Here is a 25,900-nt window from a genome sequence, read left to right as displayed (position 1 = left end):
GCTCACAGCTTGATCCAGGCGTCCAGCCCGTCGGGGTGGTCGGGGTCGGTGCCGGTGACCCTGGACTTGTAGAAAGCGGTGAGCTGGCACAACACGATGACAGCCAGACCTCGCACGATGTGGTCCAGATCCTCGTCCACAGGAAAGTTGAGGGCCCCATCGATTGCAAGAGGACGGTCGGTACAGGTGACCACGGTGGAACCGTGCCCCACCATATCCCGGATCAGGTCCTGCTCCAGAGGTCCGCTGGCGATGGCGGCGATAACCAGGGTCCTGTCCCGGATGAGGACCATGGGCCCATGACGGACGTCCAGTACGTGGTAGCAGTTGCTGGGAAGCTGGCAGACCTCTTTAAAGGCCAGGGCACCCTCCTCGGCGATGCCGTGGATCTCCGCGTCCGCCAGGACCACGGCATGATCCCAGCTCCTGCCGGCCAGGGCCTCCCACTCGGCCTCGAAGCGCCGGACATAGCGCTCTCCTATGTCCGGGAAAGCCAGGAGCTGGGCCCGAAGGGTCTCGTCGCCCATCAGGCGGGAGAGCACGTATATCACTGAGTAATAGAGACAGCTCACCGTCCTGGTCTGGCATACGCTCTCATCGAAGCACCAGGGCATCTCAATGGACAGGGCGCTGTGCTCGGAAAGTTTGCAGTGTTCCGCACAGGAGAGACTGAGCACGGTAAAGGAGCAGCCGGCCGCCTTCAGCGCGTCCAGCGCGAACATCACTTCGGATGTGCTGCCGGAGCGGGACACCGGGACAATCAGGGCTCCCTCCATCGTGCCGGCATACCGTGCCGCGTGGACCGTGGCGTCTCCGGCGGGGACGGCAAAGGAGGGGCGTTTCAGGCGGATATTGACGGTGTCCGCCATGGATTTGGCCAGGGAGAAGCTGGAGCCGCAGCCCATAAAGACCACAAGGGGAGGGTTGACTTGCTCCACCAGAGCCCGGATTTCGGGGAGCCGTGCCTCCAGGTGCTCCGCGCACCTGCGCATGGCCTGGTACTGATTCTTGATCTCATCATAAATAAGGCTCATATTCCATCCTCCTCAGACGTCTGTTTCAGCCGTTCAAACCCAAATTTAGCGGCGCCCAGCAGGGCCGCGTCATTTCCCATGGAGGCATATACGATGGCGGTGTCTTTCATGCAGCCGCACACCCGCTCCCGGAACCGCCGCTCCAGGGCCTCCGCCCACACGCCGCGCGTATCAGAGATACCGCCTCCGATGAGAAAGGCGTCCGGGTTGCAGAGATTGGAGATGTCCACCATGACCAGACTCAAATCGTCCACAAAGGCGTCCATCACCTTGCGGGCCGCCGGGTCGCCGGATCGGAGGACTTCGAAAAATTGATAGCCGGAGTGGAGCCGGTCCGCGCCTACTTCCCGGTTATAGTTGCTCCACAGGGCGGTGCCGCTGACATAGCGCTCCACACAGCCCTTCTGACCGCAGTAACAGGGGAGGCCGTCCGGGTGAAGGATCATATGGCCGATTTCACCGGCGCCGAACTGCGCCCCATGCCAGAAAGCGCCGTTGGAGACCATGGCGCCCCCCAGGCCGGTACCGATGACGATTCCCACCACCACCGAGTATGTCCGGGCGGCCCCCTTCCACAGCTCACCCTTGATGGCGCAGTAGCAGTCGTTGTTCACGCTCACCGGTATGTGGAAGTCGTCCTCCAGCTCTTTTCGGAGGTGGCGCCCCTGCCAGTTGGCGTGGACCCCGCAGTTGAGGATGACGCCCTCCACGGGATCAATGCGCCCATTGCCGCCGATCCCCACCACGGAGATGGGATACTCTCCGCTGTACTGGGAAATAATGTCCCGGAAGGTGGCGATCAAAAAATTTCCATCCCGTTCCGGAATATCGTACCGCTTTTTGGTCAGAATGTTGCCATCGCCGTCCACAACCGCGCCGACCACTTTCGTTCCGCCGGAGTCTATGGAAATTGCGTACATACAGACCACACCTCACGGTTCTAGTATTGGTTTATATGCACAATTATAGAGGCCGTTTTCCCGCGCCTCAATGGATAAGTGTTCATCGTTTTAGTAAAAATGTCCGAACTTTTCGCCGATTTTTTCTGATTTATTGACTTATCACTTTCGAACGAATATACTGAAGAAAAAATGGTAGGCGAGGGGGGAGGATTGGTTCATGACATCCATCTATGATTTTGACAAACTGGCCAAGCTGCTCAACAGCCTCTATCTCCTAACGGGACGAAAGATCACGCTGAAAGACAGCGATTTCAACAACGTCATCACCAGCAATACCGCCTGCGAGTTCTGCAGACTCATCCAGAGCACACCGTTCGGCTACGAGAAATGCCTGGCCTGCGATACAGAGGCGCTGGCCTATGCGAAACGGCAGAACAAGGCGTATCTCTACCGATGTCATGCCGGACTGATGGAGGCGGCGGTGCCGGTGATGGAAAAAGGGAGGCTGCTGGCCTACCTCATGTATGGGCAGGTCCTGGACGAGTCCCCGCTGGAGGAGCAGTGGGCGCGGATCAAACGACAATGTGCCTGGCATGAGGATCTGCCCGCGCTCCGGGTGGCCTTTTACCGATTGGACCAATTGGAGCAGAAGACCTTGCAGGCATACGCCGACGTGCTCTCCGTCTGCGCCTCCTACATCTGGCTCCATGAGTATGTCAAGCAGAGCGAACCCACCGAGTCCCAGATGATTGCCTCTTACATTGATAAAAACTATACCCGGCCGCTCACGCTGGGGGTGATCTCCACAGAACTGGGGATAGGGAAGACCAAGCTGTGTGAAACGGCGAGAAACAGCTTTTCCTGCAGCGTGCAGCAGTTGATCCGCCAGAGACGGGTGGAGGCGGCCAAGGAGCTGATGGCCGAGGGCGATCTGCCCATCAGTCAGATCGCCGAAGCGGTGGGCATTGGGGACAGCAATTACTTTGTCAAGGTATTCAAAGCGGCGACGGGATACACACCTCTGCGCTACAAAAAGCTGCTTCAAAGTGCGGCGCGGGACGCCGGACCGGAAGCGGCGACCCGGGGGGAACGCCCAAACAATCTGTACGAAATGGAGAAAGGAGAGGAATCGCATGGCAACGATCTGTAATGTGCGCATATTTGACGGAACAGCGTTTCGAAAGGAGTCTGCGGTCACGTTTGAAAACGGCACGGTCACGGCCCTGGATGACCGCCGGGAGGGAGAGGACATGGGCGGAGTGCTCCTCTGCCCCGGGTTTGTGGACATCCACATGCATGGGCAGAAGGGGCTGGACAGCATGCGCCCGGGGGACAACGGGCGCATGGCGGAGACCCAGGTGAAGTATGGAGTCACCTCCTTCTGCCCCGCCTCCATCACAGAGACGGACGAGGCCATCCGGGCCTATCTGGCTGATATCCGCGCCGCCATGGAACTGGAGCGGGGCGCGCGGGTGCTGGGGGCCTACCTGGAGGGACCCTATCTTGCCGAGCGGGTGAAGGGCGCACATAACGCGGCCAAGCTCCGGGATCCGGAGTTGACGCACTACAAGGCGCTGACCGCCGGATTCGAGGATGAGATACGCCGGGTGACCCTGGCTCCTGAAAAGCCGGGGGGCATGGAGCTTGTGCAGTACCTCAAGGGCCGGGGGGTGGTGGCCTCTATCGGACATTCGGTCGCAACGGCGGCGGAGGCATCCCGGGCCGTGGCCCTGGGGATCACCTGCTCTACCCATACCTGCAACGGGATGGAACCGCTCCACCACAGAAAACCGGGCGTCCTGGGGGTGACCCTCACCAACGACGGGATCCGGGCCGAGTTCATCGCCGACCTGGTCCACATCGACCCCATCCTGATCCAGCTGATCTACCGGGCCAAAGGCGTGGAAGGCTGCTATTTCTGCACCGATTCCATGGAGGCCGCCGGTATGCCGGATGGGAACTACCACTTGGGCAATGAGGCGATCACAGTAAGGAATGGAATGGCGCTAAAAGGAGAAAGCCTGGCGGGGAGCACGCTGACGATGGACCAGGGCGTCCGGAATCTGGCGCAGAAAGTGGGTCTGCCCCTGGCGGACGCCCTGCGCATGGGGACCCGGAACCCGGCGGACGTGTTGGAACGGAAGGACCTGGGCCGGGTGGCCATAGGGGCTAAGGCGGATTTCGTCCTTTTGGATGACGGGCTCCGAGTCTGCGCCACCTATGTTCGGGGCAGACGGGAGTACAGCGCTCGCTGAGCCGCACCACCCCAAAACGAAATAAATATGAAAGAATAATACTTTCGTTTGATGGTATTGTACGTCTGTCCGATGGACTTGTCAACTACAAGACGGAATCTCATGACAGAAAGAGCGGCGCCGGAACCACCTCATGGGGGGCCGGCGCCGTATTTGGTCAAGGGACTCAAAGGGGGCATAGAATCCCCAGATCGTCGGAAAAGGTATATGTAACCTCAATCCTGCCGTGCTCAAAAACAAGGATCTGCTCCACGGCTTCGGCCATGGTGGCCCGGTCCAGTTCCAGGAGGGAGCCGCGCGCGACAAGAGATTCCAGCCAGCCCGGCGCGTGGGGGGGTGCCTTTTCAGCCGCCTCCAAATGGGCAAGCTGCGCCGAGAGGCCCGCCGTCTGACGTTCATAATCCGCCCGGTAAAGGAGGTAGTCCTCCCGGCTGAGCAGGCCCTCTCGATAGTCCTCATAAACCGCCTGCCGGAGGCGGTGGAGGCGGTCCAGGCTGGTCTGCAGCGCCCGCTGCCCATCGTCGGTTCCCCTTGGTTTGGCCTTTGGCAGGGCCTCTGCGGCCAGCAGACGCAGGTCCCCGGCGGCGGAGAGCAGCCGGTTCAGATCGCCCAGCAGAAGCTGTTCCAAGTCCCGATGGGCAATCTCATGGCGGGTGCAGATAGAAGAGCCATACCGCTTGTAAGAGCCGCAGCAGTAGAAGGCCCCTCCGTTTCGAGTGACTTTGCTCATGGCCCGGCCGCAGTCTCCGCACCGGAGAAAGCCGGCAAAGGGGCTCACATTCCGGGCGAAGTCGGGCGTCCGGGCCTCTCTTTCCAGCAGCGCTTGTACCCGTGCCCACTGCTCGGGACCGATGATGGCCTGATGCGTACCCTCTACCACCGCCCATTGGTCGGGCGTCAACTGCTTTGCTCTGCCGTGCAGGGTTTGCCGGGGAGCACGGCCCTGCTCCATATTGCCGATATACATCTGATTGTGAAGCATCCGGTGGATGGTAGCATAGGTCCAATAGGTCGTGCTCCGGATGCGGCGGCCGTTGCTGTATTTCTCCCCGTTCAGGCGCTTGTACTCACTGGGGCAGGGGATACCCTCCTCATTGAGCAGCTTGGCGATCGATACTTTTCCCATGCCGTGCTCAAAGAGGGTGAAGATGCGCGCCACCACGGCGGAGGCAGCGGGGTCCACCACCAGCCGGTTGTGGTTATCAGGGTCCTTGCGGTAACCGTAAGAGGCGAAGGCGCCGATGAACTCCCCCTGCCTCTGTTTGGTGCGGAAGGCACTCCTCACTTTTCGGGAGATGTCCCGGGCGTATTGCTCGTTAAAGACGTTTTTGACCGGCAGCAGCATGTCGTAAGGGCCCTTCTCACTGTCGATCCCGTCGTTGACGGCCAAAAAGCGTACGCCGTGCTCCGGAAACCAACGCTCCAGATAGCGACCCACATCGATGTAGTCCCGGCCAAACCGGGAGAGGTCCTTAACCACCACACAGTTGACCTGCCCGGCTTCAATATCGCCCAGCATCCTCCGGAAACCGGGACGGTCGAAATTGGTTCCCGTGTACCCGTCATCGGCATACCATCCGGCTGGACACAGGTCCGGCCGCCGGGACAGAAAGTCCTCCAGGAGCGCGCGCTGATTGGAGATGCTGTCGCTCTCCGGCTTGTCCCCGTCCTCCCGTGACAGCCTGGTATAGAGCGCGGCCCGCCATACGGGGGCGGCTTGCTCCCCCGCGCCCCGGCGGGATGCAGAGGGAGACGACTCCATCCATCTCTTCCTTTCCATATCCTAAAATATAGAAGTTCAGGAGCCGGTGTGGGCACGGATCAGCCGCTTGAGCATGTCTCGTGTCCCGTATGTCCCGCTGAATCGCCGCGCGATGGTGAGAGCGGAGCCCGCCTGCGGCCCCGCAGGTGGAGCTTCCTTTTTGGAAGGTACAGATGTCATTCTATGATTCTCCTCTCCCTGTGGTCTTTTTCTATAATGTATTGCGATGGACGGGCCGCTATGCAGGCGTTTGATGGGGCGGGAGGGAGAGAGAAGAGAGGATTTTGATCGAAAAAGTACGCCTGCCATTGCCATGGAGGCGTATTTTTGTTATGCTGCAAAGGACAAGAGGAGGGAACAGAATATGGTGAGACCCATTATAAAAGATGTCCTGCTTCTGGGCCGGAGGGCGGAAGCCGCAGTTGAGGCCGATCTCCCTGTGGTGCAGGATCTGATGGATACCCTGAGGGCCCACACAGGGCATTGTGTGGGGCTTGCGGCCAATATGATCGGCGTCAATAAGCGGATCATTGTGGTGGACGGAGGCGGAGTACCCTTTCCCATGCTCAACCCTGTCATTCGAAAAAGAATGGGAGAGCCCTATGAGGCGGAAGAGGGCTGTCTGTCCCACTCAGGAACCAGGAGGACGCTGCGCTATCCTTCCATTGAGGTGGAATTTCAGAATCTGAGTCTTCAAACATGCAGACAGAGGTACAGCGGATTCCTTGCACAGATCATCCAGCACGAGCTGGACCACTGTGAAGGGGTGCTCATATGAATGGACCTATGCTGTGCTTTGGCGATTCAAACACATACGGCTATGACCCGCGTTCTTATCTGGGAAGCCGTTATCCGACAGAGGAACGCTGGACCGGTATTTTAAAGGGCCGTGGGTGGGAAATTTTAAACTGCGGAGAGAATGGGCGGGAAATTCCGCACAGGGCATCTGAACTGGAGGCGCTGGACAGGCTGCTGGAACGGAGCGGGCGCCTGGAAGGAATCGTTCTCATGCTGGGAGGAAATGATCTGCTGCAAAATCCCGCATTTGCGGCGGAAGATGTGGCGGCCCGAATGGAGGAGATGCTGGGCAGGCTTTTGGAGCACAGCGCGGTCAGAGAGGACGGTGCGGGGGTGCTATTGCTTGCTCCGCCGCCCATGCGTCCCGGGACCTGGGTGACGGAGGAGAGTCTGCTGACGCAGTCCGCCCGGCTGGGCGGCTGTTATGGAGCATTGGCCCGGCGGCTGGATATCGGGTTTGCAGATACGGCGCCCTGGAATGTTGACCTAACCTTTGACGGAGTACACTTTTCTCCGGGGGGACACCGCACCTTCGCGCAGAAATTGGAACAGGTCCTGAAGCATATCTGTACCGAAAAACGGCGTTCGCAAGCTGACATCACCCTGGGGGAACGAGGACACCCAGATGCTGATCGATATTCTGGGCAAATATAAGGTCAAGGCAACCTTCTTTGTCGTGGGCGACTGGGTGGATAAATACCCGGAGTCGGTGAAGGCGCTCCACGACGCCGGGCATGAGGTGATGAACCATTCCAATACCCATGCCCATATGTCCCAGCTCTCCAAGGATGAGATCATCGCGGATGTGGAGGCGTGCAACGACAAAATTGAAGCGGTGACCGGGGTGCGGCCCACCCTGATCCGTCCGCCTTACGGAGAATATGACGACAACGTGATTACGGCGATCCGTTCTATTGGGATGGAACCCATCCAGTGGGATGTGGACAGCCTGGACTGGAAGGACCTGGAGGCGCCGGAGATCATCAAACGGGTGACCGGGAAAGTTCAGTCCGGCTCCATTGTTCTGTTCCACAATGCTGCACTGCACACACCGGAGGCTCTGCCAACCATTATTGAGACCCTTCTGCAGGAGGGGTATACCTTTGTGCCCATCTCGGAAATCATTCTTCCGCAGCCCTATACCATTGACCACACCGGGCGGCAGTTGCCTGCGGATGCGCAGGCATCCTAAAATGAGGAAACCGCCGGCTGCTGTAAATACAGCAGCCGGCGGTTTCCTCATTTTTTATTATATGCCGGAACAGGGTGTAATCCCGCTGTTCTTTTCACACAAGTCAAGGGGCCGGGAGGCAGAATCACTTCAAACCATATCTTTTCAGCTTATATTGCAGCGTCCGACGGGAGATCCCCAAATACCGGGCGGTATTTTCTCGGTGACCGTTGTTGAGCTTAAGGGCGGCGATAATTTGTTCCCTCTCGTCGTCAGACGAGCTCAGCTTCGGGGGAGGATCCTTCTGTACAGCTGGAACGCTGAGCAGCTCTGGAGGAAAGTGCCTGATTTTAACGACATCAGAGGCGCTCATTACGACGATCCGTTCAACAAAATTCCGGAGCTCGCGAATATTTTCCGGCCAGTCGTACTGCAAAAGGGCTTGGTATACCTTGGGGGAAAACTCTTTGTGGAGGCTGTATTTCTCACAAAATATTTTCAGCAAATGGAGAAGGGGGAGCACACGGAGAAGGTGAAGGAGCTCCTCTCGGCGCTGGAGGGGCTGCCGAAGTATGAGCACAAGGGGAAGAAAGTGATCCTGACGGGGATCACGGCGGAGCCCGACGAGTTTTTGGAGCTGTTCACGGAGTGCGGGATTGCGGTGGTAGGAGACGATCTGGCGCAGGAGTCCCGGCTGTACCGGACGGCGATCCCGAAGCGTGGAACGGCGCTGGAGGATCTGGCGGGGCAGTGGTTTGAGCGGAAGGGATGCTCGATGGTGCATGAGGTGGAGAGCACACGGGGCTCCATGCTGGTGGAGATGGCGCAGGCCGCGGGGGCCCAGGGGATCGTGGTGTGCCTGATGCGCTTCTGCGATGTGGAGGAGTACGACTATCCCATGATCGCACAGTGCGCCAAAGAGGCCGGCCTGCGCTGCCTCTGCCTGGAGATCGACCAGAGCACCCAGAACAACGAGCAGTCCCACACCAAGATTCAGAGCTTCGCTGAGATGGCGGAGTAGCACAGACAGGCCGTGATGGAAAAAAGACCGCCGCCCTATTGCCTCATGGCATAGGGCGGCGGTCTTTTTTCGCGCGTGGGCTGGCGCGTCACTCCGCAGCGGAGGTGGGGCGCTCCGCAGGGGGCTTTCTGCGGCGAAAGATGTGGCTGAGCTGATCGATCACAGAATAATAGACCGGAGTAAACAGCAGGGTGATAATGGTGGAAATCACCATGCCGCTGATCATGACCACACCCATGTCGGACATCATCTCATTGGTGTCCCCGATGCCCAGCGCCATGGGGACCATCGCCAGAATCGTGGTCAAAGTGGTCATCATCACTGGGCGGATGCGCAATGGGCAGGCATGGAGGATGGCCTCTTCGCGGCTCTCTCCGCGCTCCCGGCGCTGCTTGATATAGTCCACCAGGATGATGGAGGAGTTGACCACCGTGCCGGCCAGCATGATGATGGCCACCAGAGAGATCATGGACATATCCCGTCCGGTCAGCGGTAGGGCGAACAGCGCTCCGGCGAAAGCCACGGGCAGGATCATCATAATGATGACGGGCATGAGGAAGGATTCAAACTGAGAGGCCAGAATGAAGTAGACCAGACCCAGCGCCACCAGCAGAGCCAGCAGCAGGTCGGAGAAGCTTTCCATCATCTGAGAATAACTGCCGGTGATCTCGGCGGTATAGCCCTCCGGCATGGCGTATCCATCCAGAATGGCGTTGATCTCCGCGGTGATCGCGGTGGTGTTCCCACTGCGTGTATCGCCGGTGACGGTGACCTGGCGGGACTGGTTGTCCCGGGTGATGCTCTGGGGGGCCATCTCGATGCGCACATCCGCCACCGAGGAGAGGGGCACATAGCCGCCGTAAGAGGAAGCTACCGGCATGGAGCGCAGGGCGTCCAGACTGGCGGAGGAGGCGCCGTCGCCGCGGACCACCACGTCCAGCTCCTTATTGTCGATGGTGACGGTGGTGGCGGTGGTGCCGGTGAGCTCGGAGCGAACGGCAGCGCCCACGGTGGCCGCGGTAAGGCCGTACTGAGAGGCGGCCTCACGGTTCATGGTCACCTTCACCTGGGGCACCTGGTCGGCCATGGAGGTGGTCACGTCCACAGCGTCGGCCAGGCCGGAGATCTGAGCGGCCAAGTCGTCGGCGATCATGGAGAGCGTGCCGTAGTCGGTGCCGGTGATCTCCACGCTGATGTCGTCGCCGCCTCCCATCAGGGCGGTCATGTCGGAGGTGGACACCGTGATCTCACAGCCGGCGATATCCGCCAGCGCAGCCCGCAGCCCGTCTGCCACTTCGGCGCTGCTCCGGTCGCGCTCGCTCTTGTTCACCAAGGTGAGGGAGATGGTGGAGGATTCAGGCTGCGCCATATAGTACATGCTCTCCATCTCGGGCACCTGTTCCCGGGCGATGCCGGAAATGCGCTCGGAGATGGCGGAGGTCTCATCCACCTCAGAGCCAATGGGCATACTGACGCTGATGGACACCTGTCCCTGGTCCATATCCGGGATCAGCACCATATTGGTGGAGAGACAGGACGCCACAAAGACAACCGTCAGGGCAACGGAAACCAGCATCGCCAGTCCCAGGTGGCGCACAAAAAAGCCCAACAGCTTTTGGTAGAGCGCCATCAGGGGATTGGCACGGGACTTCCGGGAGGCCCTGCGGAGGTTCTGCCTGCGAATTTTCTCCTCGTCCAGCAGGAAATAGCACAGCAGGGGCACCAGCGTCAGCGCGATGACCAGGGAGGCCAGGATCAGAAAGGCGATGGTCAGGCAGAAATCTTTGAACATCATACCGGCCAGCCCGCCGGTGAGACCCAAAGGCAGAAAGACGGCCACCGTGGTCAGGGTGGAGGCCATGACGGAGGTGGTGACCTCCTTGGTGCCCTCCACGCAGGACTCCATGCGGCTGTGGCCCTCGCCGGCAAAGCGATAGATATTCTCCAGCACCACGATGGAGTTGTCCACGATCATGCCCACGCCCATGGCGATGCCGCCCAGACTCATCATGTTCAGCGTGAGGTCAAAGACATTCATCAGGATGAACACGGTCAGGATGCAGACGGGCATGGAGACGGCGATGGTCATGGTGGCGCCCCAGCGGCGCAGGAACAGGAACACCACAATGGCCGCCAGGACCACGCCCAGCACAATGTTCTGCATGGCGGATTCCACCGACAGATTGATATAGTCGGAGGCCAGGTAGGGGGTGGCGTATTGCATGGAGGGGTTGTCCGCCTTCAGCTCCGCCAGACGCGCCTCCACTGCGTTGGAGGCGTCCGCCTCGTTGGCGCCGGACTGCTTGGAGACCTGGAGCAGAACGCAGTTTGTGCCGTCCATGGTGGCAATGGTATCCGGGTCCGTGGTCTCCAGAGCTACGGTGGCCACTTCCGCGAGACGTATGGTCCCGCCGGTGGGCAGGGCCAGGATCATGTTGGCTACGTCGTCCACCGTCTGAAACTTGGCGTCGGTACTCACCGTCAGAGTTTTGGAACCATTCTTCATGTCGCCGCCGGGGTAGATGAGATTTTCCGCAGCCAGGAACTGTGAGATATAAGCATTGGAAAGGCCGAAGCCGGCAGCCCGGGTGGGGTCCACCTCCACGGCAATCTGCTGATCCACGCCGCCGTAAATATCCACAGAGGCCACGCCGGCCACACGCTCCAGCGCAGGGACCACGGTATCCTCGGCCATGGTCTGGAGTTGCGCCAGATCATCGCCCATAAGGGCGACCATAGCGGTGGGCATCATGTCGCTGATGTTCATGTTGACGATGACCGGATCGATGGCTCCGTCAGGGAGGGAGACCATATCAAACTGCTCCCGCAGTTTGGTGGCGGCGATGTCCACGTCGGTGCCGTCCACATAGGTGATCTGGATCTGGGTCGTGCTGTCGGAGGAGACGGACTGCACCTCGTCCACGCCAGGCACCGACATAACGGCGGCCTCCAGGGGGCGGGTCACCAGTTCCTCCATATCGCTGGGGCTGGCGCCGTTATAGTAGCAGATCACCACGGCGGCCGGGTATTCCATGTTGGGCAGCAGCGCCATCTGGAGCTGAGTGGTAAAGACCAGGCCGAAGATGGCGATCATGATGACGGCCAGCAGCGTGGTCACCTTATGCTTGATACAGAATTTCGCAGTACTCATGTGGGCATCAATCCTCCCCGGTTACGATCCGGACCGGGGCGCCGTCGGAGAGGTAGGCCTGTCCTACGGTGACAAGCTGCTGTCCCGCCTCGAGGCCGGAGGTGATCTCCGTTACGCCGTTTCCGGTGAGGCCGGTGGTCACCTCCACATAACGGGCAGTATCGCCCTCCACCACATAGACATATTGGGTGCCTCCGCTGGTCAGAACAGCCTGGGCGGGGATTACGATGGTGTCAGCAGAGGTGTCGGTATGGAACGTCACGTCGGCAAACATACCGGAGAGCAGACCATCCACCTCGGAGGGGATGGTGACCGTGACAGTATACAGCTTGGTCTGGGCATTGGCGGTCTTGTCCACGGCGCGGATGGTGCCGGTGAAGGAGGCACCGACGGAGCTGACGGTCACATCCACGCTGTCGCCGATGGAGAGCTTGGGCACCAGCGCCTCGGAGACGGTGACGGCAATCTTGAGCTGGTCCACCCCGTCGATGACGGCCACGGGCATGGCGCTGGAGACAAAGCCGTCCTTCTCTGCGGACAGGGACAGCAGTACGCCGGAGATAGGGGCAATGACGTTGCCGCGGGCATCCACATTTTCCAGAGCGGTGGCCAACTGTTCCACGCTGGCTTTGGCGCTTTGGATACCGGCCTCAAGCTGGGAGAGCGTGGAGTCCCGTGTGACCTGGGCCGACATCAGGGTCAGCTCGGCGGCGTCGATCTCCGACTGGGAAGCCGCGCCGATCTCCTGCAGGGCTTTCAGGTCGTTGACGTTTTTCTCATAGAGGGCGATTTGCTTATCAAACAGGGCGGCCTGATCCTGGTAGCTCTGTACGGCGGAGGTATAGCCGATATTGGCAGCCTCATAAGAGGAGAGTGTGCTGGCAAGGTCCAGCGTGCAGAGGGCTTGGCCGGCACGGACGGTGTCGCCCACCTCGACATAGACCGCCGTGCACTTGGCCGATGTGGCCACAAAGACCGACGCATCCAGGTCGGAGGTCACCTTTCCGGAGACCTTATTCTCTGAGGAAATGGTATCAGAGGTCACGGTCTCCACCTGGACGGCGGTACCGGCGGGTACGGATGCGCCGGCATCAGGGCTGGGCTGGCTGTCATCCTTGCCGCAGGCGGTAAGGAACAGGGCCAGCAGGCCGGCCAGCAGCAGGGAAACTATGGGTTTTTGATGAGTCATGGGTCGGAGTCCTCCTTATATTCAGTTCAAGATGCCGTGCTCGACAGCCCAGCAATAGGAGTTATATGCGGAAAACAGGTCCAGCTCGGCCTTCTCCACCGACTCCTGAGCGGCACTCACCTGATCGGCCGCATCCAGCAGAGCGTTCTGAGAGAGGTTCCCCTGCTCATATTTGAGCTGCAGAGAGGCATAGGTCGCCTCCTGGCTGGAGAGGGCGGCGCGGGAGGCGGAGAGGATCTGCTGGTAGTCCTTGACCTGCATATACAGGGTCCGGAAGTTCATTTCAAAGTTCTGGATCGTGGCGTTATATGTATGCTGGGCGGCTTGAAGCGTATGCTGGGCGGAAACGAGCTGGTACTTGCTGGTGTCATAATGGTAGTCCTTGGCGGTATCCTTGTAGTCCTCTTCGGCATCCTCCAGGGTTTTTTGGGCGGCATAGAGGTCATAGCTGGCCTCCCGCGCGGCGGTCAGGTCAGCCTCCAGATTCATGGCGTCCAGCCGGGCCTGGGGGAGCTCGGGCAGGGGCTGGAGTACCATTTTGCCGGTGAGATCGGTGCCGATCATCAGCTCAAGCTGCATATTGTAATTGGTAATGTTCATATCCAGCGTGGCCTGACTGCTGAGCAGAGAGGGGCGGCCGGCCTTCACCTGGTCCAGCGTCAGGGCGGAGATCTGGCCCAGTTCATAGCGAAGCTCCATCTCCTGAATGGAGCGGTCCAGCGCTGTCAGGGAGCGGTCCAGCGTACCGCGGTTGATGTCCATCTCCAGCAGAGCCACGTAAAGGGACTCGGCCGCCTTGACGATTTGATCCTGCGCATTGCGGAGCTGAAGCACAATGTCGGCGTTGTCCTGCTGCAGCTCGCCGTCCTTGAGGGAGTCAAAGGTCTCCCGCAGGGACTGATAACTCTGCTTGAGGGTGCCGGCGGTGTAAGAGTCCGACATGCCGAACTGGATCAGCATCCACTGCGCGTCGGCGATATCATTCAACGAGTCGCGCAGGTCATCATACATCTCATCATAGACCAGCGCCTCGATGGAGGCGATGGTCTCGTCCAGCGCCAGCAGGTTGCAATTGCCCTCCCTCAGGCGACGCTCCAGATTGTCAAAGGACAGGGTGCCGGTCGGGTCGGGCTGGGCTTCCCCCGAGGCGGCCGGCTCAGCCGCCTCGGCCGATCCCTCCGGCGATTCCGGCACGGGGTCTGTGTCAGGGTCGGCCGTTTCGACGATGCCCTGTGCTTCCGAGGCAACTGGCATCTCCTCTGTCTGCCCCGCTGCGAGAACGGATACCACACACAGAGAGAGGGTCATGGCCACAGCCAAAAACAGAGCGATTCCTCTTCGATTCATACTTGTTTTCCTCCTTGCTGCTGCTGCGGGGCCTCTTGACAGGGCAGGAGGCAGCCGCGTTTTACGATTTCGATCCTCTCCCGCAGCACGGTTCGCTGAAGCGCAGCGCGGTCCATGTGGGCAAAGGTATCCATGATCACAGAGATAAGACACATGATGGACAGGAAAAAGGCGGATTCGACAAAGTTGCGGTCCCTGCATCGAAACTGCGCGGTATCAATGAGCGGGAACAGCTCATCCGGCAAAAAGAAAGGGGGCTTGGAAAAGGTCTGGAACATATCCATTCCCGGATTGATCCGCAGGATCTGGATGCAGCGTCTGGGCATCAGGTCGCCGCGCTCCCGCCGCTGGAGGAACTGATCGTATGCCAGCATCGGTAGGGAGAACAGGTCCCCATCCACATCCAGCAGCAGAGACTTCAGGGCCTGGATAAAATGGTTTCGTACGTCGCCCAACAGATAGAAAAAGAGGTCCTCTTTCCCGTCAAAGTATTGGTAAAAGCTGCCCCGCGGAATTCCAGCAGCCTGAATGATTTTATTAATGGATACGTCGGCATAGCTGATGTGGGTAAACTCCTCCCAAGCAGACTCCATCAGGCGCATCCTTTTTTCCTCCGGCAGGCGGAAAAAAGTTCCCGTCGGCATGTGCTCAACTCCTATATGACAAACTGTCATATATTATAAAAAGGCAGTTACTCTATGTCAACTGTTTTTTCAGGTTTCTGATTTTTTCTACAGGTTTCACCCCTGGGCGGAGGAGAGGGGATCAATTGCCCGTGCTAAGGTACAAAAAGACAAGGAAAAGGCCGGACTGATTACAGTCCGGCCCTTGTCCGCTGGGAATTGGGAAGAGATAGGAGGGGACGCAAAAATTAGAAGGGATACATGATCGGAGCAAAGAAAACGGCACCGATGATGAGGAGAATCAGAAGCGGACCGCCGATCTTCATGTAGTCCATATACTTATAGCCGGCCGGGAGGGTCTGGGTGCAGGCAGGGGTGCCGACCGGCGTGGCGCAGGCCAGGTTGGTGGCCACACAGCCGATGGCGATAACAAAGGGAACGGGGCTGATCCCCAAGCTGTTGGCGATCTGGATGTAGATCGGGGTCATCATAGCGGCCAGCGCCGTGTTGGACATAAAATTGGTCAAAACTGCGGTGACGATGATGCCGGCCACCATGAGAACGGTAGTAGAGGCCTCCTGGCCGCCGAAGAGATTCAGCACTGCGTCGGCGATGACTCTCCCGCCGCCGGACACATCCAGCCCCTTGGCAAAGCCCTGGGCGGCGGCCAGAATGACCAAAGTGTTCCAGTCCATCTCGGCCAGCGTCTTTTTCAGGGGCATACAGCCGCTGGTGATAAGGACTGTGGCGCCGATCAAAGCCACGACGGCCACGTTGATGTAGGGCTTGAAGGCCGCCTGGTCGGTCAGGATAAAGCCCACGATGCAGAGGAGGAGGACGATCAGGGAGAACCAGCCCTTCCAGGCGGGGACATCATTTTGTGTTTCATCAGAAGTTTTGCTGGCCAGATCGGCATAGTAGTTGCCCTTGTCAAAGTCGGGGCTCTCCGGCTTCAGTACCTTCTTGGTGAGGGAGTAACCAACCGTAGCAAAGTAGATGATCATGATGAGGCACAGGGGAATCATGATTTTCGTCTGATCGAAGAGGCTCAGACCGTCCTCGTAGCCGGCCACCCCCATCAGGACGGCGTTGGCGGTCTGCTGGGAGGTGGAGCCCACCAGGGTGCCCGCGCCGCCGATGGCGCTGGCAATACCGGCGGCCATAATGACCATTTTGGAACGGATCACGCCGTTGGACTTGGCGGCCACGGCGGCGATCAGGGGCATCCACATGGCGATGGTGCCGGAATTGGACAGGAAGGCGGACATCACTGTGCAGCAGATCACCACGGCGACGAGGAAAGTGCGCTCATTTTTGGCGACGGCGCTTTTGCCGAGGGCCTTGCCGATCTTATTCGCCATGCCCGTTTTGAAAAGTGCATCGCCCACAATGCACATGCCGGCCACCATGATGACGTTGTTGCTGGCAAAGCCGGAATAGATGTCGCTCAATTTCATCTCTGGAACGAGAATACCCATCGCAAGAGAGGCGATCATAGCGGTCATTGCCAAAGGAATCTTTTCCAGAATGAAGGAGACGATTGTGATAACTGTGATGACAATTGCAATGGTGCTGGAGTCCATACCGAATTCTCCTCTCGCTGTTTTTTGAGCTTTCTGTGTCTATGCAGCCAAGGGGCGCGCGATGCAATAAGTAAAATCCCGATATCATTGGCATACCACCAACGCTAATTAGTTTTCCACGATTTGCCCCAAAAGTCAAGTTAAGAATGTGTCAAGAATTGATGAAAACGTAAAATGTCCTTTTGCAAAAAAGAAAGAAGAGAAAATTGCTTTAAAAGAAATAAGGCCGGAAAACATTGTGCCCGTAAGAAAATATCGGAGAATAGAAGGGCATGGAATTCTGGTATACCAATAAACTGTTGACAAATGCAACCAGCTCATGTAGACTAGAGCCATCCCGAGAGAGCCAGAGTACCTGAATTGGACCCAACGGCAGGTGTACCACCCCTTCACTTTCCCTTGATTCCCACTGAACCGACTTTGACTTTGAGAGGATTCACACGACATGGAAAACGAAAAAGACATGGGCACCGTAGTCTCTGACTACGCGATCGAAAATTTCAAGAATGGACTCAACTGCGCGGAGAGCGTGATGGATGCCCTGGTGCGCAGCGGCGCGCTGAAGGACTCACCTGAGATTGTGGGGCTGTGCACCGGCTTTGGCGGCGGGATCGGCCTGGCGGGCTATACCTGTGGGGCACTGTCCGCCGCAGTCATGGCCAACAGTGCGGTCTACGGTCGGCCTGAGCCCTGGAAGGTAGACGCCGAGGTGCGGGGCTCTGAGATCGCGGAGAAGTACTATCGGCGTTATAATCGCATGGTACAGGACTTCATAGCACGGAACGGCAGCGCACTGTGCGGAGAGATCTGTGCGCCTTATGGCGACTTCCACTGCAAGGAGCGCCGGATCGGCTGCCTCAAAATGATCGGCGCCACCGCCAAGCTGGCCTATGAATATCTTCAGATGACGCAGGATGAGGCGTTTGCGCTGCCCTATGGCCCCAATTTGGGAGGGAAAGAATAATGAAAGTCGTAATCATTGGCGGTGTGGCGGGCGGCGCCAGCGCCGCCGCCCGTCTGAGACGCCTGGATGAACAGGCGGAGATCCTTCTGTTCGAACGGGGAGAATACATCTCTTTTGCAAACTGCGGGCTGCCCTATTACATCGGCGGCACCATCCAGAAACGGAATAAGCTGCTCCTGCAAACGCCGGAATCCATGAAGGAGCGGTTCAACGTAGAAGTGCGCGTACAGTGCGAAGTGACGGCCATCGATCGGGCCCGCAAGGTTGTGACGGTCCTCGACCTCACCAGCGGAAAGACCTATGAGGAACGCTACGACAAACTGGTGCTCTCGCCCGGTGCGGCGCCCATGCGCCCGGACTTCCCGGGTTCCATGCTGCCCAATGTATTCACGCTGCGGAACATGGCGGACTGCGACGCCATCAAGGGATATCTGACCGAGTCCAAGCCAGCCAGGGCCCTGGTGGTGGGCGGCGGCTTCATCGGCGTGGAGATGGTGGAGAATCTGGTCCACGCCGGAGTGGACGTCACGGCCATTGAGCTGGCGGACCAGGTGCTGGCCCCGCTGGACTACGAGATGGCGTGTATGGTCCATCAGAATATGCGGGCCCATGGGGTAGACCTCAGACTGTCCACCGGTCTGGAGGCCATCGAGCAGGAGGGTGCGAGCCTCACATGCACCCTCAGTGGCGGGGTCAAGGTCTTTGCCGATATGGTCCTGCTGGCCATTGGCGTTCGGGCGGATCATGCCCTGGCGCAGCAGGCCGGCCTGGAACTGGACATCAAGGGATCCATTCGGGTGGATGAGCATATGGCCACTTCGGACCCGGATATCTATGCCGTGGGCGACGCAGTCGCCGTATCTGACTTTGTATCCGGGGAGAAGGCGGTCCTGCCTCTGGCGGGCCCCGCCAACCGGCAGGGCCGCATGGTGGCAGACCTCATCAACGGCCGCGAGGCCTCCTATGAGGGGACCCAGGGCACCATGATCTGCAAGGTGTTCGATCTTTCTGTCGGCGCCACCGGTAATAATGAGAAGCAGCTCCGGGCCAGCGGGCGGGCCTATGACAAAGTGTATGTGCATCCCTCCTCCCACGCCGGCTATTATCCCGGCGCGGAGACCCTCTCACTGAAACTCCTCTTCGATCCTGCGTCCGGCGTGATTTTGGGCGCTCAGGCCGTGGGCAAGGAGGGCGTGGATAAGCGTATCGACGTGATCGCCACTGCCATGCGGGGCAGAATGACGGTGCAGGACCTGGAAAAGCTGGAGCTGTGCTATGCGCCTCCCTTCTCCTCGGCGAAAGACCCCGTCAATATGGCGGGATTTACGGCCTGCAACGTAATGAAGGGCGATCTGCGTCAGATATTTATTGAGGACTTGAAGGATCTGGACCCGGAGAAGGATCTTCTGGTGGATATCCGGACCCAGGGCGAATACGATGCGGGGACCATCGGCAACGCGGTGCTCATCCCCCTTGACTCCATCCGGGACCGCCTTGCAGAGTTCCCCAAGGATAAGCGGGTCGTTATTTTCTGCCGTGCCGGACTGCGGGGCTATATCGGCTACCGTATTCTGGTGCAGAATGGGATCACCAATGTCTATAATCTCAGCGGCGGCTACCTCACCTGGGAGCCGGTCTATGGGGCAAAAAACAAATCATGCGGGGGTGGTAAAACCACGCGTATTCCAAAAGAAAAGGCGTGAAAGAAAATGAATAAAGTGGTCAGCCGTGAGACGGCGCTGGAACGGGTAAAGTCCGGCCAGACCCTCATGGTAGGAGATTTTCTTGCCACAGGCACGCCCGAATACCTCATTGACGGGGTGATGGAGCGGGATATCTCTGCGCTTACGATGATCTCCTGCACCACCGGTATGCCGGACAAAGGCTGCGGCAATCTGATTGTGGGGAAACGGGTCAAGAAAGTGATCACCTCCCACATCGGGACCAACCCTGAGACCGGACTCCAGATGATGGCCGGCGAGCTGGAAGTGGAATTTTCTCCCCAAGGGACGCTGGCGGAGCGGATTCGCTGCGGCGGGGCCGGGCTGGGCGGGGTCCTGACGCCCACTGGACTGGGTACCACGGTCGCGGAGGGAAAAGAGGTCGTGACGGTCCAGGGACAGGAGTATTTGCTGGAGACGGCCCTCCACGGCGAAGTGGCGCTGATCAAGGCGTGGAAAGCGGATGAGCGGGGGAATCTGGTCTACCGCCATACCTCTCATAATTATAATCCGCTGTGCGCGATGGCTGCGGATCTGGTCATCGCCGAGGTGGAGGAGGTGGTCCCGGTGGGCGGGCTGCTCCCTGACGAGATCGACACGCCGGGCGCACTGGTGGACATGGTGGTCCTAGCGCCGAAGGGAGGAGAAAAACATGAGTGACTCCCGTGTACGGATTGCGCGCCGTGTGGCAAAATTTCTCCAGAACGGTGATCTGGTAAATCTGGGTATCGGACTGCCCACCCTGGTGGCGAACTACCTTCCTGAGGGCCTGGAAGTAGAGTTCCAGTCGGAAAACGGGCTCATCGGCCTGGGCGGCGCGCCCGAGGCCGGACAGGAGGACCAGGATATCACCAACGCGGGCGCACAGCCTGCCACCTTGGCGATGGGCGCGTCCTGCTTTGACAGCGCGATGTCCTTCGCCGTTATCCGCGGCGGACATGTGGGCGTCACTGTCCTGGGCGCCCTGGAAGTGGACCAGGAGGGCAACCTGGCAAACTGGATCGTACCGGGGAAGATGGTGCCCGGCATGGGCGGCGCCATGGACTTGGTGGCCGGCGCCAAGACGGTGATCGTGGCCATGGAGCACTGCACCAAGGCCGGGGCCAGCAAAGTGCTCAAGCACTGCACCCTTCCCCTTACGGCCAGCAGGCGGGTCAAATACATCGTTACAGAGCTGGCGGTCCTGAAGGTCACGGAACATGGACTGGAGCTTATGGAGACAGCCCCGGGCGTGACCCCGGGGGAGGTCCAGGAAAAGACTGAGGCAACCCTACTGATCCCAGACACCGTGGGATGTATGGAGTAGTACCTATCAATTGGAAATTCCCTTAGGAGGACGGATTATCATGGCTGTTACGGCTGATTCAGAAAAGGAAAAGAACCTGTTCCCGCCTGTAGACCGCTTCAAGATGGCGGCCCCCACCAGGCTCTACGAGAGCATCATCGCGGATATCAGCGACCGTATCTCGCGGGGCGTATTGAAGCCGGGCGATATTCTCCCGTCGGAGCGGGAGCTGGCGGAGCAGTTCCAACTCAGCCGTATCCCGGTACGGGAGGCCCTGAAGATTCTGGAGTTTTTGGGTGTGATCAGCTATGTACCTGGAAAGGGCATGTACGTCCAGCCTCTGGAGGTGCCGGCCCTGGTCAGCAAGATCTTTTTTGGGCTGAACACCAGCTCAGACAACATTCGTCAGCTCTTTGAGGTCCGCCTCCTGCTGGAGACCTACGCGGCCCGTTACGGCGCGGAGCGGAGGACCGAGGAGGACCTGGAAGAGCTGCGCGCCGCTGTGGAGCATATGCCAGGCGAAGAGGGGGCTCAGATCGAAGAGTCCTTGCGCTTCCACATGGGCGTGATCAAGACGGCGCACAATGATATCATCACGGAGTTCTACAAGTTTCTCTCCACCCTGCTGACCGAGGCAAGGGAACGGACGCATATGGAAAAGCGGTTCGCCAGCCAGCCGCTCTATTACCATACGGAGATTTTCCATGCGATAGAGGGAAAGGACAGCCAGCGCGCCGCCGACCTCATGCGCGACCATCTGCGGATGGAGATGGAGTATCTGGACCGGGAGGATGCCCGGACATCTCTGCCCGACGCCGCATCCAACTGAGACGGCGGCTGTGGCGGAGCCCACGGGGCTCCGCCACAGAGAGGGAGATCAACACGATAAAGCGGTATACCAATATGACCAATAAAAGCTGATCAAATTTGAAACGGAGGAAAAGGTTATGAAAATCGTCAGCGTAGATGTCATGCAGGTCCCCAGTGGAAACGCAGGGTCCTCCCGCGGCGCTTGGAGTCCGGTCGTCGTCCGGGTGAATACCGATGAGGGGATCAGCGGATTCGGGGAGGTAGGTCTGGCCTACGGCAAGGGCTGGCGCGCCGGGTTCGGCATGGTGCAGGATTTTGCCGAGCAGATCATCGGTATGGACCCCATGAACAATGAGCAGATTTGGGAGACCATTTTCCGCAAGACCTTCTGGGGCATGGGCGGAGGCACCGTGGTCAACGCAGGTATCAGTGGCATCGACATTGCCCTGTGGGATATCAAGGGCAAGGCGCTGGGTGTGCCCATCCACACGCTGCTGGGCGGAAAGATGAACGATAATCTCCGTACTTATGCCAGCCAGCTCCAGTACAACTGGGGGACCAACCTCACCAAGCAGCGTCTGGTGGAGCCCGAAGAGTACGCGGAGGTCACCCGTGTGGCCATGGCGGAGGGCTATGATGCCATTAAGGTGGACCCCATCGTGATCCCCGGCGAAGAGGGCAAGCCCTGGAAGATCACCGGTCCGCTGGAGAACCGTGTGATCAGGACGGTGTACAACCGCGTAGCTGCTATGCGCGAGGTCGGTGGAGAGGACCTGGATATCATCATTGAGATGCACTCCAACACTGATACCACGGCCGCCATTCAGATCGGCCATGCGCTGGAGGACCTGCGCATCTTCTACTATGAGGAGCCCTGCCATCCCCTCAACGTGCAGAATATGGTCGAGGTGCGCAACGCCGTCAACATCCCCATCGCCACCGGCGAGCGCATTTACACCCGCTGGGGCTACCGCGATTTCTTTGAGAAGCGCGCCATCGATGTCATCCAGCCCGATATCTGCCTGTGCGGCGGGCTGACGGAGGCCAAGAAGATCTGCGACATGTCCCATACCTACGACTGCGCTGCGCAGATCCACGTTTGCGGCAGCCCCATCTCCAAGGCGGCGGCCCTGCAGATCGAGGCGGCCATCCCCAACTTCATCATTCACGAGCATCACCAGCGCGCTCTGAGCCCCGCCATGCGGGAGACCTGCCTGTACGACTATCAGCCTGTGAACGGCAAGTACAAGGTCCCCGACCTGCCCGGCCTGGGCCAGGAGCTGACCCCCGAGACCATCAAGAAGTGTGAGATTGTCACGGTGACCACCCGCCTGCCCTATATGGGCTGAGTCCGGCGTGGCGAATCAGTGAAAAAGAGCGGCCTGAGCGCCGGGGCCATTCGGCCCGGCGCTCAGGCCGGTTCTTTTGGCATGACCGCTCCGGGGAAGAGAGGGACGGGGGGGTGGCGGCTGACATTTCGGCTCCCCTTATAATAAAAAATTACGAGTGCAAGTCGCCGGAGTGGGAGATGTGGGTATGATCGTTCATGTGATAGAGACGGTGTTGTCCCTGGTGCTGCTGATCGGGGTCGGCTGGTGGATTGCCGGACGCCCCTGGTGCGGGAAGGCCGGTACGGATCTGTTTTCCAAATTTACCGCCAAGATCGCCATTCCCTGTTATATGTTCTACAACATGCTGGAGACCTGCGGAACCCGGGAAGAACTGCTGTCTCTCTTCACCAGCCTGCCGGTGCCTCTGTTCACTATTTTTTGCAGTCTGCTTCTGGCGCTGGTCCTGGCCCGGCTCTGCCGGGTGGAGTGGGGGCGCAGGGGGGTATTTCTCAATGCGGTCACCTTCTCTAATGTTGTGATCATCGGGTTCCCGGTGGTGACCTCTCTCTTTGGAGAGGAGAGCCTCCCGGCCGCGATGCGCTATTATATGGCGAACACACTGCTCTTTTGGACGCTGGGGGTCTATCTCCTGCGCCGCTTTGGGGGCGCGGGCGGGCCTCAGACGCTGGGAACCACCCTGAGGGGGATCCTATCGCCGTCCATCCTGGGGATGCTGGCAGGGCTCCTTGTGGTGCTGCTGGAGCTTCCCGTGCCCCAATTTCTGTTCAGCGCCGTCACCACCCTCAAAGGGACCACTACCGCGCTGGCCATGGTTTTTGTGGGCTGCGTGATCCGGGGCACGGACTTCAGCCGGATGAAGCTCACCCGGGACCTGGCCGTGGTGGTGCTGGTCCGCCTGCTCCTCTTCCCGGTGTTTGTAGGTGTACTGGTTGCGGCGCTCCCCATCGACAGCCTGACAAAACAGGTCTATTTCGTCTTTGCCACCATGCCGGCTATGACGCAGATGGGAATTATGGCGCGGGAGACCGGCAGCGACTATGAATTTGCGGCGGTGCTTATCACGGTCACTACGATTTTGAGCATGGCGGCCATCCCGATCTATATGGGGATCGTGACCCATTTCCATCTCTTCCTGTAGGAGCGCAGGAAATAGGAAACCGAGTGGCGGAACGGCTATGCCGTTCCGCCACTCGGTTTTTGATCCACAGGGAGCCCTCTTGTCAGACAGGCCTTAAGCGCGGAGACGGCTTAACCTGCCCAACAGGCGCAGCAGAGGGCGGCGGAAGGGGATCAGCGCGCCCCACAGCCGCTGAAGAAGGCGCTGATCCATGCGCCGGGGTGAAAATGGCGGTCCGTCGTCCCGGCGGATGTGCTCCACCACGGCCAGGACCTGCTCCTGGGACGCTGTTTCCAGCCAGGTCTGACCATCTCCGTTGAGGAGCAGAGTCCCGTCCCCGCGGACCTTGCGAAGCCGGTGGAGGACCAACTGGCCGCCCGCCCGGCGAAAAAGCAGGATGTCCCCCGGCTGATAGGGAAGGAATCGGGGCGCTCGGAGAGAGACGAGGTCCCGCCGGTCCCGGAGGAAGGGGACCATGCTGCTTCCCGTCACCCGTAGCGGAACGGAGGCGCCTGCCTCCAGCAAGGGGAGCAGCCGTCCGGCGGCCTCCCCGGGCGTGAGAAGGATAGGAGTCTCTCTCATGGGATCACCCGGTATTTTCTCAGCAGTGCCACGCGCCGGGTGCCGATTCCAACGCTCTCCCAGGCGGAGGCCCCCCTGCTCGGTCCTCCCAGCGCATAGCGCCCCAGCCGGTGAACCCAGGCGGCCGGGAGCAGCCAGGGCTGTTCCTCCAGATAGGGGTAGATGCCCTTCAGGGTATCCCGACGGGGAAAGACCGCGCGTAGCACGCCGCCGGTGGGCCGGCCGCAGGATTCGGCTGCGTGGAGCGTGATCAGACTGCTGTGCCGCCTCGCCTCGCTGCTGCCGCCATAGACGCCGGCAGAGAGCAGGTCATCCAGCAGAGGGACACAGTCCAGCGCTCCGTTGCGGCGCTCCATCTGAGACAGAAGGCCGTCGGGCAGCGCCAGACCCAGATATTCGCGGCCAATCTGAAAGATATTGGCCGCAAATACTCCGGCCTGCACCGCCTCCAGACTGGAAAATAACTGCTCCCAGTCCAGCTGGCGTCTCTGGGCGGAGGCAAACAGGCAGATGTCACAGACCTGCCGCACCCCAAAGCCGGAGTGGAGAAAATGCTTGCAGCTATGGAGGATGAGATAGAGCAGATGGTCCTGAGGGCACAGGGTCCACAGAGGCGTATCCTCCACTGTCGTTTCCTCCGCGCGGTCAAAGGCGGTGAGGAAGGGCGCATTGAACCGCCGGTAGGCTGCCGCGTCCCCGGGGAAAAGGTGGCGGTGGACCTCCACATAGAGGCCGCTCCCCGGGTCCCGATAGGCCGTCTCCTCCGTCTCCCGCGCTGTATCCCCCAGCGGCTGAAAGCCCAGGGAGAGGAGAAGGTCGCGGAGGGGGACGAATTCCTCCGCGCGGACGTACAGGTCCTCGTCCGCGGAGGGGCGCAGGTCCGGCTTGGGATAGAGGCTCCGGCACAGGATACCCTTGACCACCAGCGCCTGAAGGGAGGCATCCCGGAGCGCCCGGCACAGCTCCAGAAAAGCGAGGCTCTTTCGGGCCTGCTCTGCGGCGCTGCGGAGCGCCGGCGCTCTGGCCTGTCCCAGGGCCGGGCCAATGCCGCCTGATGCTCTGGCCCCTGCGGCCAGAGCATCATAGATCATGGGGAGCACCTTTTGTTCCGCCGACAGACGCAGCAGCGCGCGCCAGTCCTCCTCCGTCCTGGGACAGGAGGGGGCGGGCAGGCCCCGGAGGGAGGCACCCAGGGCGTCCAGAAATTGCCGCTCATATCCCTGCAAGGGGCAC

26 protein-coding genes are annotated in these 25,900 nt (G+C 59.7%); 14 read left to right on the top strand and 12 right to left on the bottom strand.

Going from position 1 to position 25,900, the window contains the following annotated elements:
* Positions 1–2: 2 nt before the first annotated feature.
* Positions 3–1,034: an SIS domain-containing protein gene (locus SRB521_RS14870; RefSeq protein WP_116722298.1), complete on the bottom strand. Its 1,032-nt coding sequence runs from the start codon at positions 1,032–1,034 to the stop codon at positions 3–5.
* Positions 1,031–1,954 (bottom strand): ROK family protein, encoded by a 924-nt coding sequence (locus SRB521_RS14865; protein ID WP_058118561.1) that lies wholly within the window; start codon positions 1,952–1,954, stop codon positions 1,031–1,033. The genes SRB521_RS14870 and SRB521_RS14865 overlap by 4 nt, the downstream gene beginning before the upstream one ends.
* Before the next feature lie 199 nt (positions 1,955–2,153).
* Between SRB521_RS14865 and SRB521_RS14860 the strand changes: the two genes are divergently transcribed.
* Together SRB521_RS14860 and nagA are read left to right on the top strand one after the other, a co-directional pair.
* Positions 2,154–3,086 (top strand): PocR ligand-binding domain-containing protein, encoded by a 933-nt coding sequence (locus tag SRB521_RS14860; protein WP_033119197.1) that lies wholly within the window; start codon positions 2,154–2,156, stop codon positions 3,084–3,086.
* A complete protein-coding gene (gene nagA, locus SRB521_RS14855; RefSeq protein WP_075704747.1) occupies positions 3,070–4,191 on the top strand; it encodes an N-acetylglucosamine-6-phosphate deacetylase in 1,122 nt (373 codons plus the stop codon). The genes SRB521_RS14860 and nagA overlap by 17 nt, the downstream gene beginning before the upstream one ends.
* A gap of 166 nt (positions 4,192–4,357) precedes the next feature.
* Here the strand turns inward: nagA and SRB521_RS14850 are convergent, their stop codons facing one another.
* Complete coding sequence (locus SRB521_RS14850) at positions 4,358–5,953, bottom strand: recombinase family protein (protein ID WP_075704746.1); 1,596 nt, start codon at positions 5,951–5,953, stop codon at positions 4,358–4,360.
* 36 nt (positions 5,954–5,989) lie between these two features.
* Entirely contained in the window at positions 5,990–6,133 is a 144-nt protein-coding gene (locus tag SRB521_RS16260) for a hypothetical protein (protein ID WP_165366657.1), read from the bottom strand.
* 184 nt (positions 6,134–6,317) lie between these two features.
* Between SRB521_RS16260 and SRB521_RS14845 the strand changes: the two genes are divergently transcribed.
* Genes SRB521_RS14845 through SRB521_RS14835 form a run of 3 tightly spaced genes read left to right on the top strand, consistent with a single transcriptional unit; the run spans position 6,318 to position 7,943 of the window.
* Positions 6,318–6,731, top strand: coding sequence for a peptide deformylase (locus tag SRB521_RS14845; RefSeq protein ID WP_075704745.1), 414 nt, complete (start codon positions 6,318–6,320; stop codon positions 6,729–6,731).
* Positions 6,728–7,405, top strand: coding sequence for a GDSL-type esterase/lipase family protein (locus SRB521_RS14840; RefSeq protein ID WP_116722299.1), 678 nt, complete (start codon positions 6,728–6,730; stop codon positions 7,403–7,405). The genes SRB521_RS14845 and SRB521_RS14840 overlap by 4 nt, the downstream gene beginning before the upstream one ends.
* Positions 7,377–7,943, top strand: a complete 567-nt coding sequence (locus tag SRB521_RS14835) for a polysaccharide deacetylase family protein (protein WP_227151782.1) — start codon at positions 7,377–7,379, stop codon at positions 7,941–7,943. The genes SRB521_RS14840 and SRB521_RS14835 overlap by 29 nt, the downstream gene beginning before the upstream one ends.
* Before the next feature lie 124 nt (positions 7,944–8,067).
* Here SRB521_RS14835 and SRB521_RS14830 read toward each other — a convergent pair whose 3' ends face one another.
* Complete coding sequence (locus tag SRB521_RS14830; RefSeq protein ID WP_165816312.1) at positions 8,068–8,427, bottom strand: AAA-type ATPase lid domain-containing protein; 360 nt, start codon at positions 8,425–8,427, stop codon at positions 8,068–8,070.
* Here SRB521_RS14830 and SRB521_RS14825 point away from each other — a divergent pair, their 5' ends adjacent.
* Complete coding sequence (locus tag SRB521_RS14825) at positions 8,428–8,943, top strand: 2-hydroxyacyl-CoA dehydratase family protein (protein WP_165816313.1); 516 nt, start codon at positions 8,428–8,430, stop codon at positions 8,941–8,943.
* An 88-nt stretch (positions 8,944–9,031) separates the two neighbouring features.
* Here the strand turns inward: SRB521_RS14825 and SRB521_RS14820 are convergent, their stop codons facing one another.
* From SRB521_RS14820 to SRB521_RS14800, 5 genes are all read right to left on the bottom strand, one after another.
* Positions 9,032–12,094, bottom strand: a complete 3,063-nt coding sequence (locus tag SRB521_RS14820) for an efflux RND transporter permease subunit (RefSeq protein WP_116722302.1) — start codon at positions 12,092–12,094, stop codon at positions 9,032–9,034.
* A 7-nt stretch (positions 12,095–12,101) separates the two neighbouring features.
* On the bottom strand, positions 12,102–13,283 hold the full coding sequence (locus SRB521_RS14815) for an efflux RND transporter periplasmic adaptor subunit (RefSeq protein WP_075704733.1): 1,182 nt from the start codon (positions 13,281–13,283) through the stop codon (positions 12,102–12,104).
* Positions 13,284–13,304: 21 nt separating this feature from the next.
* A complete protein-coding gene (locus tag SRB521_RS14810; RefSeq protein WP_165366656.1) occupies positions 13,305–14,630 on the bottom strand; it encodes a TolC family protein in 1,326 nt (441 codons plus the stop codon).
* Entirely contained in the window at positions 14,627–15,274 is a 648-nt protein-coding gene (locus SRB521_RS14805) for a TetR/AcrR family transcriptional regulator (RefSeq protein ID WP_116722304.1), read from the bottom strand. The genes SRB521_RS14810 and SRB521_RS14805 overlap by 4 nt, the downstream gene beginning before the upstream one ends.
* A gap of 227 nt (positions 15,275–15,501) precedes the next feature.
* Complete coding sequence (locus SRB521_RS14800) at positions 15,502–16,836, bottom strand: SLC13 family permease (protein ID WP_116722305.1); 1,335 nt, start codon at positions 16,834–16,836, stop codon at positions 15,502–15,504.
* A gap of 148 nt (positions 16,837–16,984) precedes the next feature.
* On the opposite strand from SRB521_RS14800, the gene SRB521_RS16375 reads away from it, so the two are divergent.
* The 8 genes from SRB521_RS16375 (at position 16,985) to SRB521_RS14765 (ending at position 24,106) form a co-directional block, all read left to right on the top strand.
* Positions 16,985–17,131, top strand: a complete 147-nt coding sequence (locus SRB521_RS16375) for a hypothetical protein (protein WP_165816314.1) — start codon at positions 16,985–16,987, stop codon at positions 17,129–17,131.
* Positions 17,132–17,281: 150 nt separating this feature from the next.
* Positions 17,282–17,800 carry a C-GCAxxG-C-C family protein gene (locus tag SRB521_RS14795; RefSeq protein WP_116722306.1) on the top strand — a complete coding sequence of 173 codons (519 nt, stop codon included), beginning with the start codon at positions 17,282–17,284 and terminating at the stop codon, positions 17,798–17,800.
* Positions 17,800–19,503, top strand: a complete 1,704-nt coding sequence (locus tag SRB521_RS14790; protein WP_075704701.1) for an FAD-dependent oxidoreductase — start codon at positions 17,800–17,802, stop codon at positions 19,501–19,503. Before SRB521_RS14795 ends, SRB521_RS14790 begins: the two co-directional genes overlap by 1 nt.
* Before the next feature lie 6 nt (positions 19,504–19,509).
* Positions 19,510–20,181, top strand: coding sequence for a CoA transferase subunit A (locus SRB521_RS14785; protein ID WP_116722307.1), 672 nt, complete (start codon positions 19,510–19,512; stop codon positions 20,179–20,181).
* The gene (locus tag SRB521_RS14780; protein WP_058118545.1) at positions 20,174–20,827 is read left to right on the top strand and encodes a 3-oxoacid CoA-transferase subunit B; all 654 of its coding nucleotides are present in this window, start codon (positions 20,174–20,176) and stop codon (positions 20,825–20,827) included. The genes SRB521_RS14785 and SRB521_RS14780 overlap by 8 nt, the downstream gene beginning before the upstream one ends.
* A gap of 40 nt (positions 20,828–20,867) precedes the next feature.
* A complete protein-coding gene (locus SRB521_RS14775; RefSeq protein WP_075704699.1) occupies positions 20,868–21,635 on the top strand; it encodes a FadR/GntR family transcriptional regulator in 768 nt (255 codons plus the stop codon).
* A gap of 118 nt (positions 21,636–21,753) precedes the next feature.
* Positions 21,754–22,965, top strand: coding sequence for a mandelate racemase/muconate lactonizing enzyme family protein (locus SRB521_RS14770; protein ID WP_075704698.1), 1,212 nt, complete (start codon positions 21,754–21,756; stop codon positions 22,963–22,965).
* A gap of 187 nt (positions 22,966–23,152) precedes the next feature.
* Positions 23,153–24,106 (top strand): AEC family transporter, encoded by a 954-nt coding sequence (locus SRB521_RS14765; RefSeq protein WP_075704697.1) that lies wholly within the window; start codon positions 23,153–23,155, stop codon positions 24,104–24,106.
* A gap of 93 nt (positions 24,107–24,199) precedes the next feature.
* Here the strand turns inward: SRB521_RS14765 and SRB521_RS14760 are convergent, their stop codons facing one another.
* Positions 24,200–24,667, bottom strand: coding sequence for a S24/S26 family peptidase (locus SRB521_RS14760; RefSeq protein WP_116722308.1), 468 nt, complete (start codon positions 24,665–24,667; stop codon positions 24,200–24,202).
* Positions 24,664–25,893 carry a nucleotidyltransferase domain-containing protein gene (locus SRB521_RS14755; RefSeq protein WP_075704695.1) on the bottom strand — a complete coding sequence of 410 codons (1,230 nt, stop codon included), beginning with the start codon at positions 25,891–25,893 and terminating at the stop codon, positions 24,664–24,666. The genes SRB521_RS14760 and SRB521_RS14755 overlap by 4 nt, the downstream gene beginning before the upstream one ends.
* Positions 25,894–25,900: the final 7 nt, after the last annotated feature.

The organism is Intestinimonas butyriciproducens (assembly GCF_004154955.1).
Classification (GTDB): domain Bacteria; phylum Bacillota; class Clostridia; order Oscillospirales; family Oscillospiraceae; genus Intestinimonas; species Intestinimonas butyriciproducens.
Note: the sequence above shows the minus strand (reverse complement) of the source record. Positions and strands in the feature narration are given on the sequence as shown.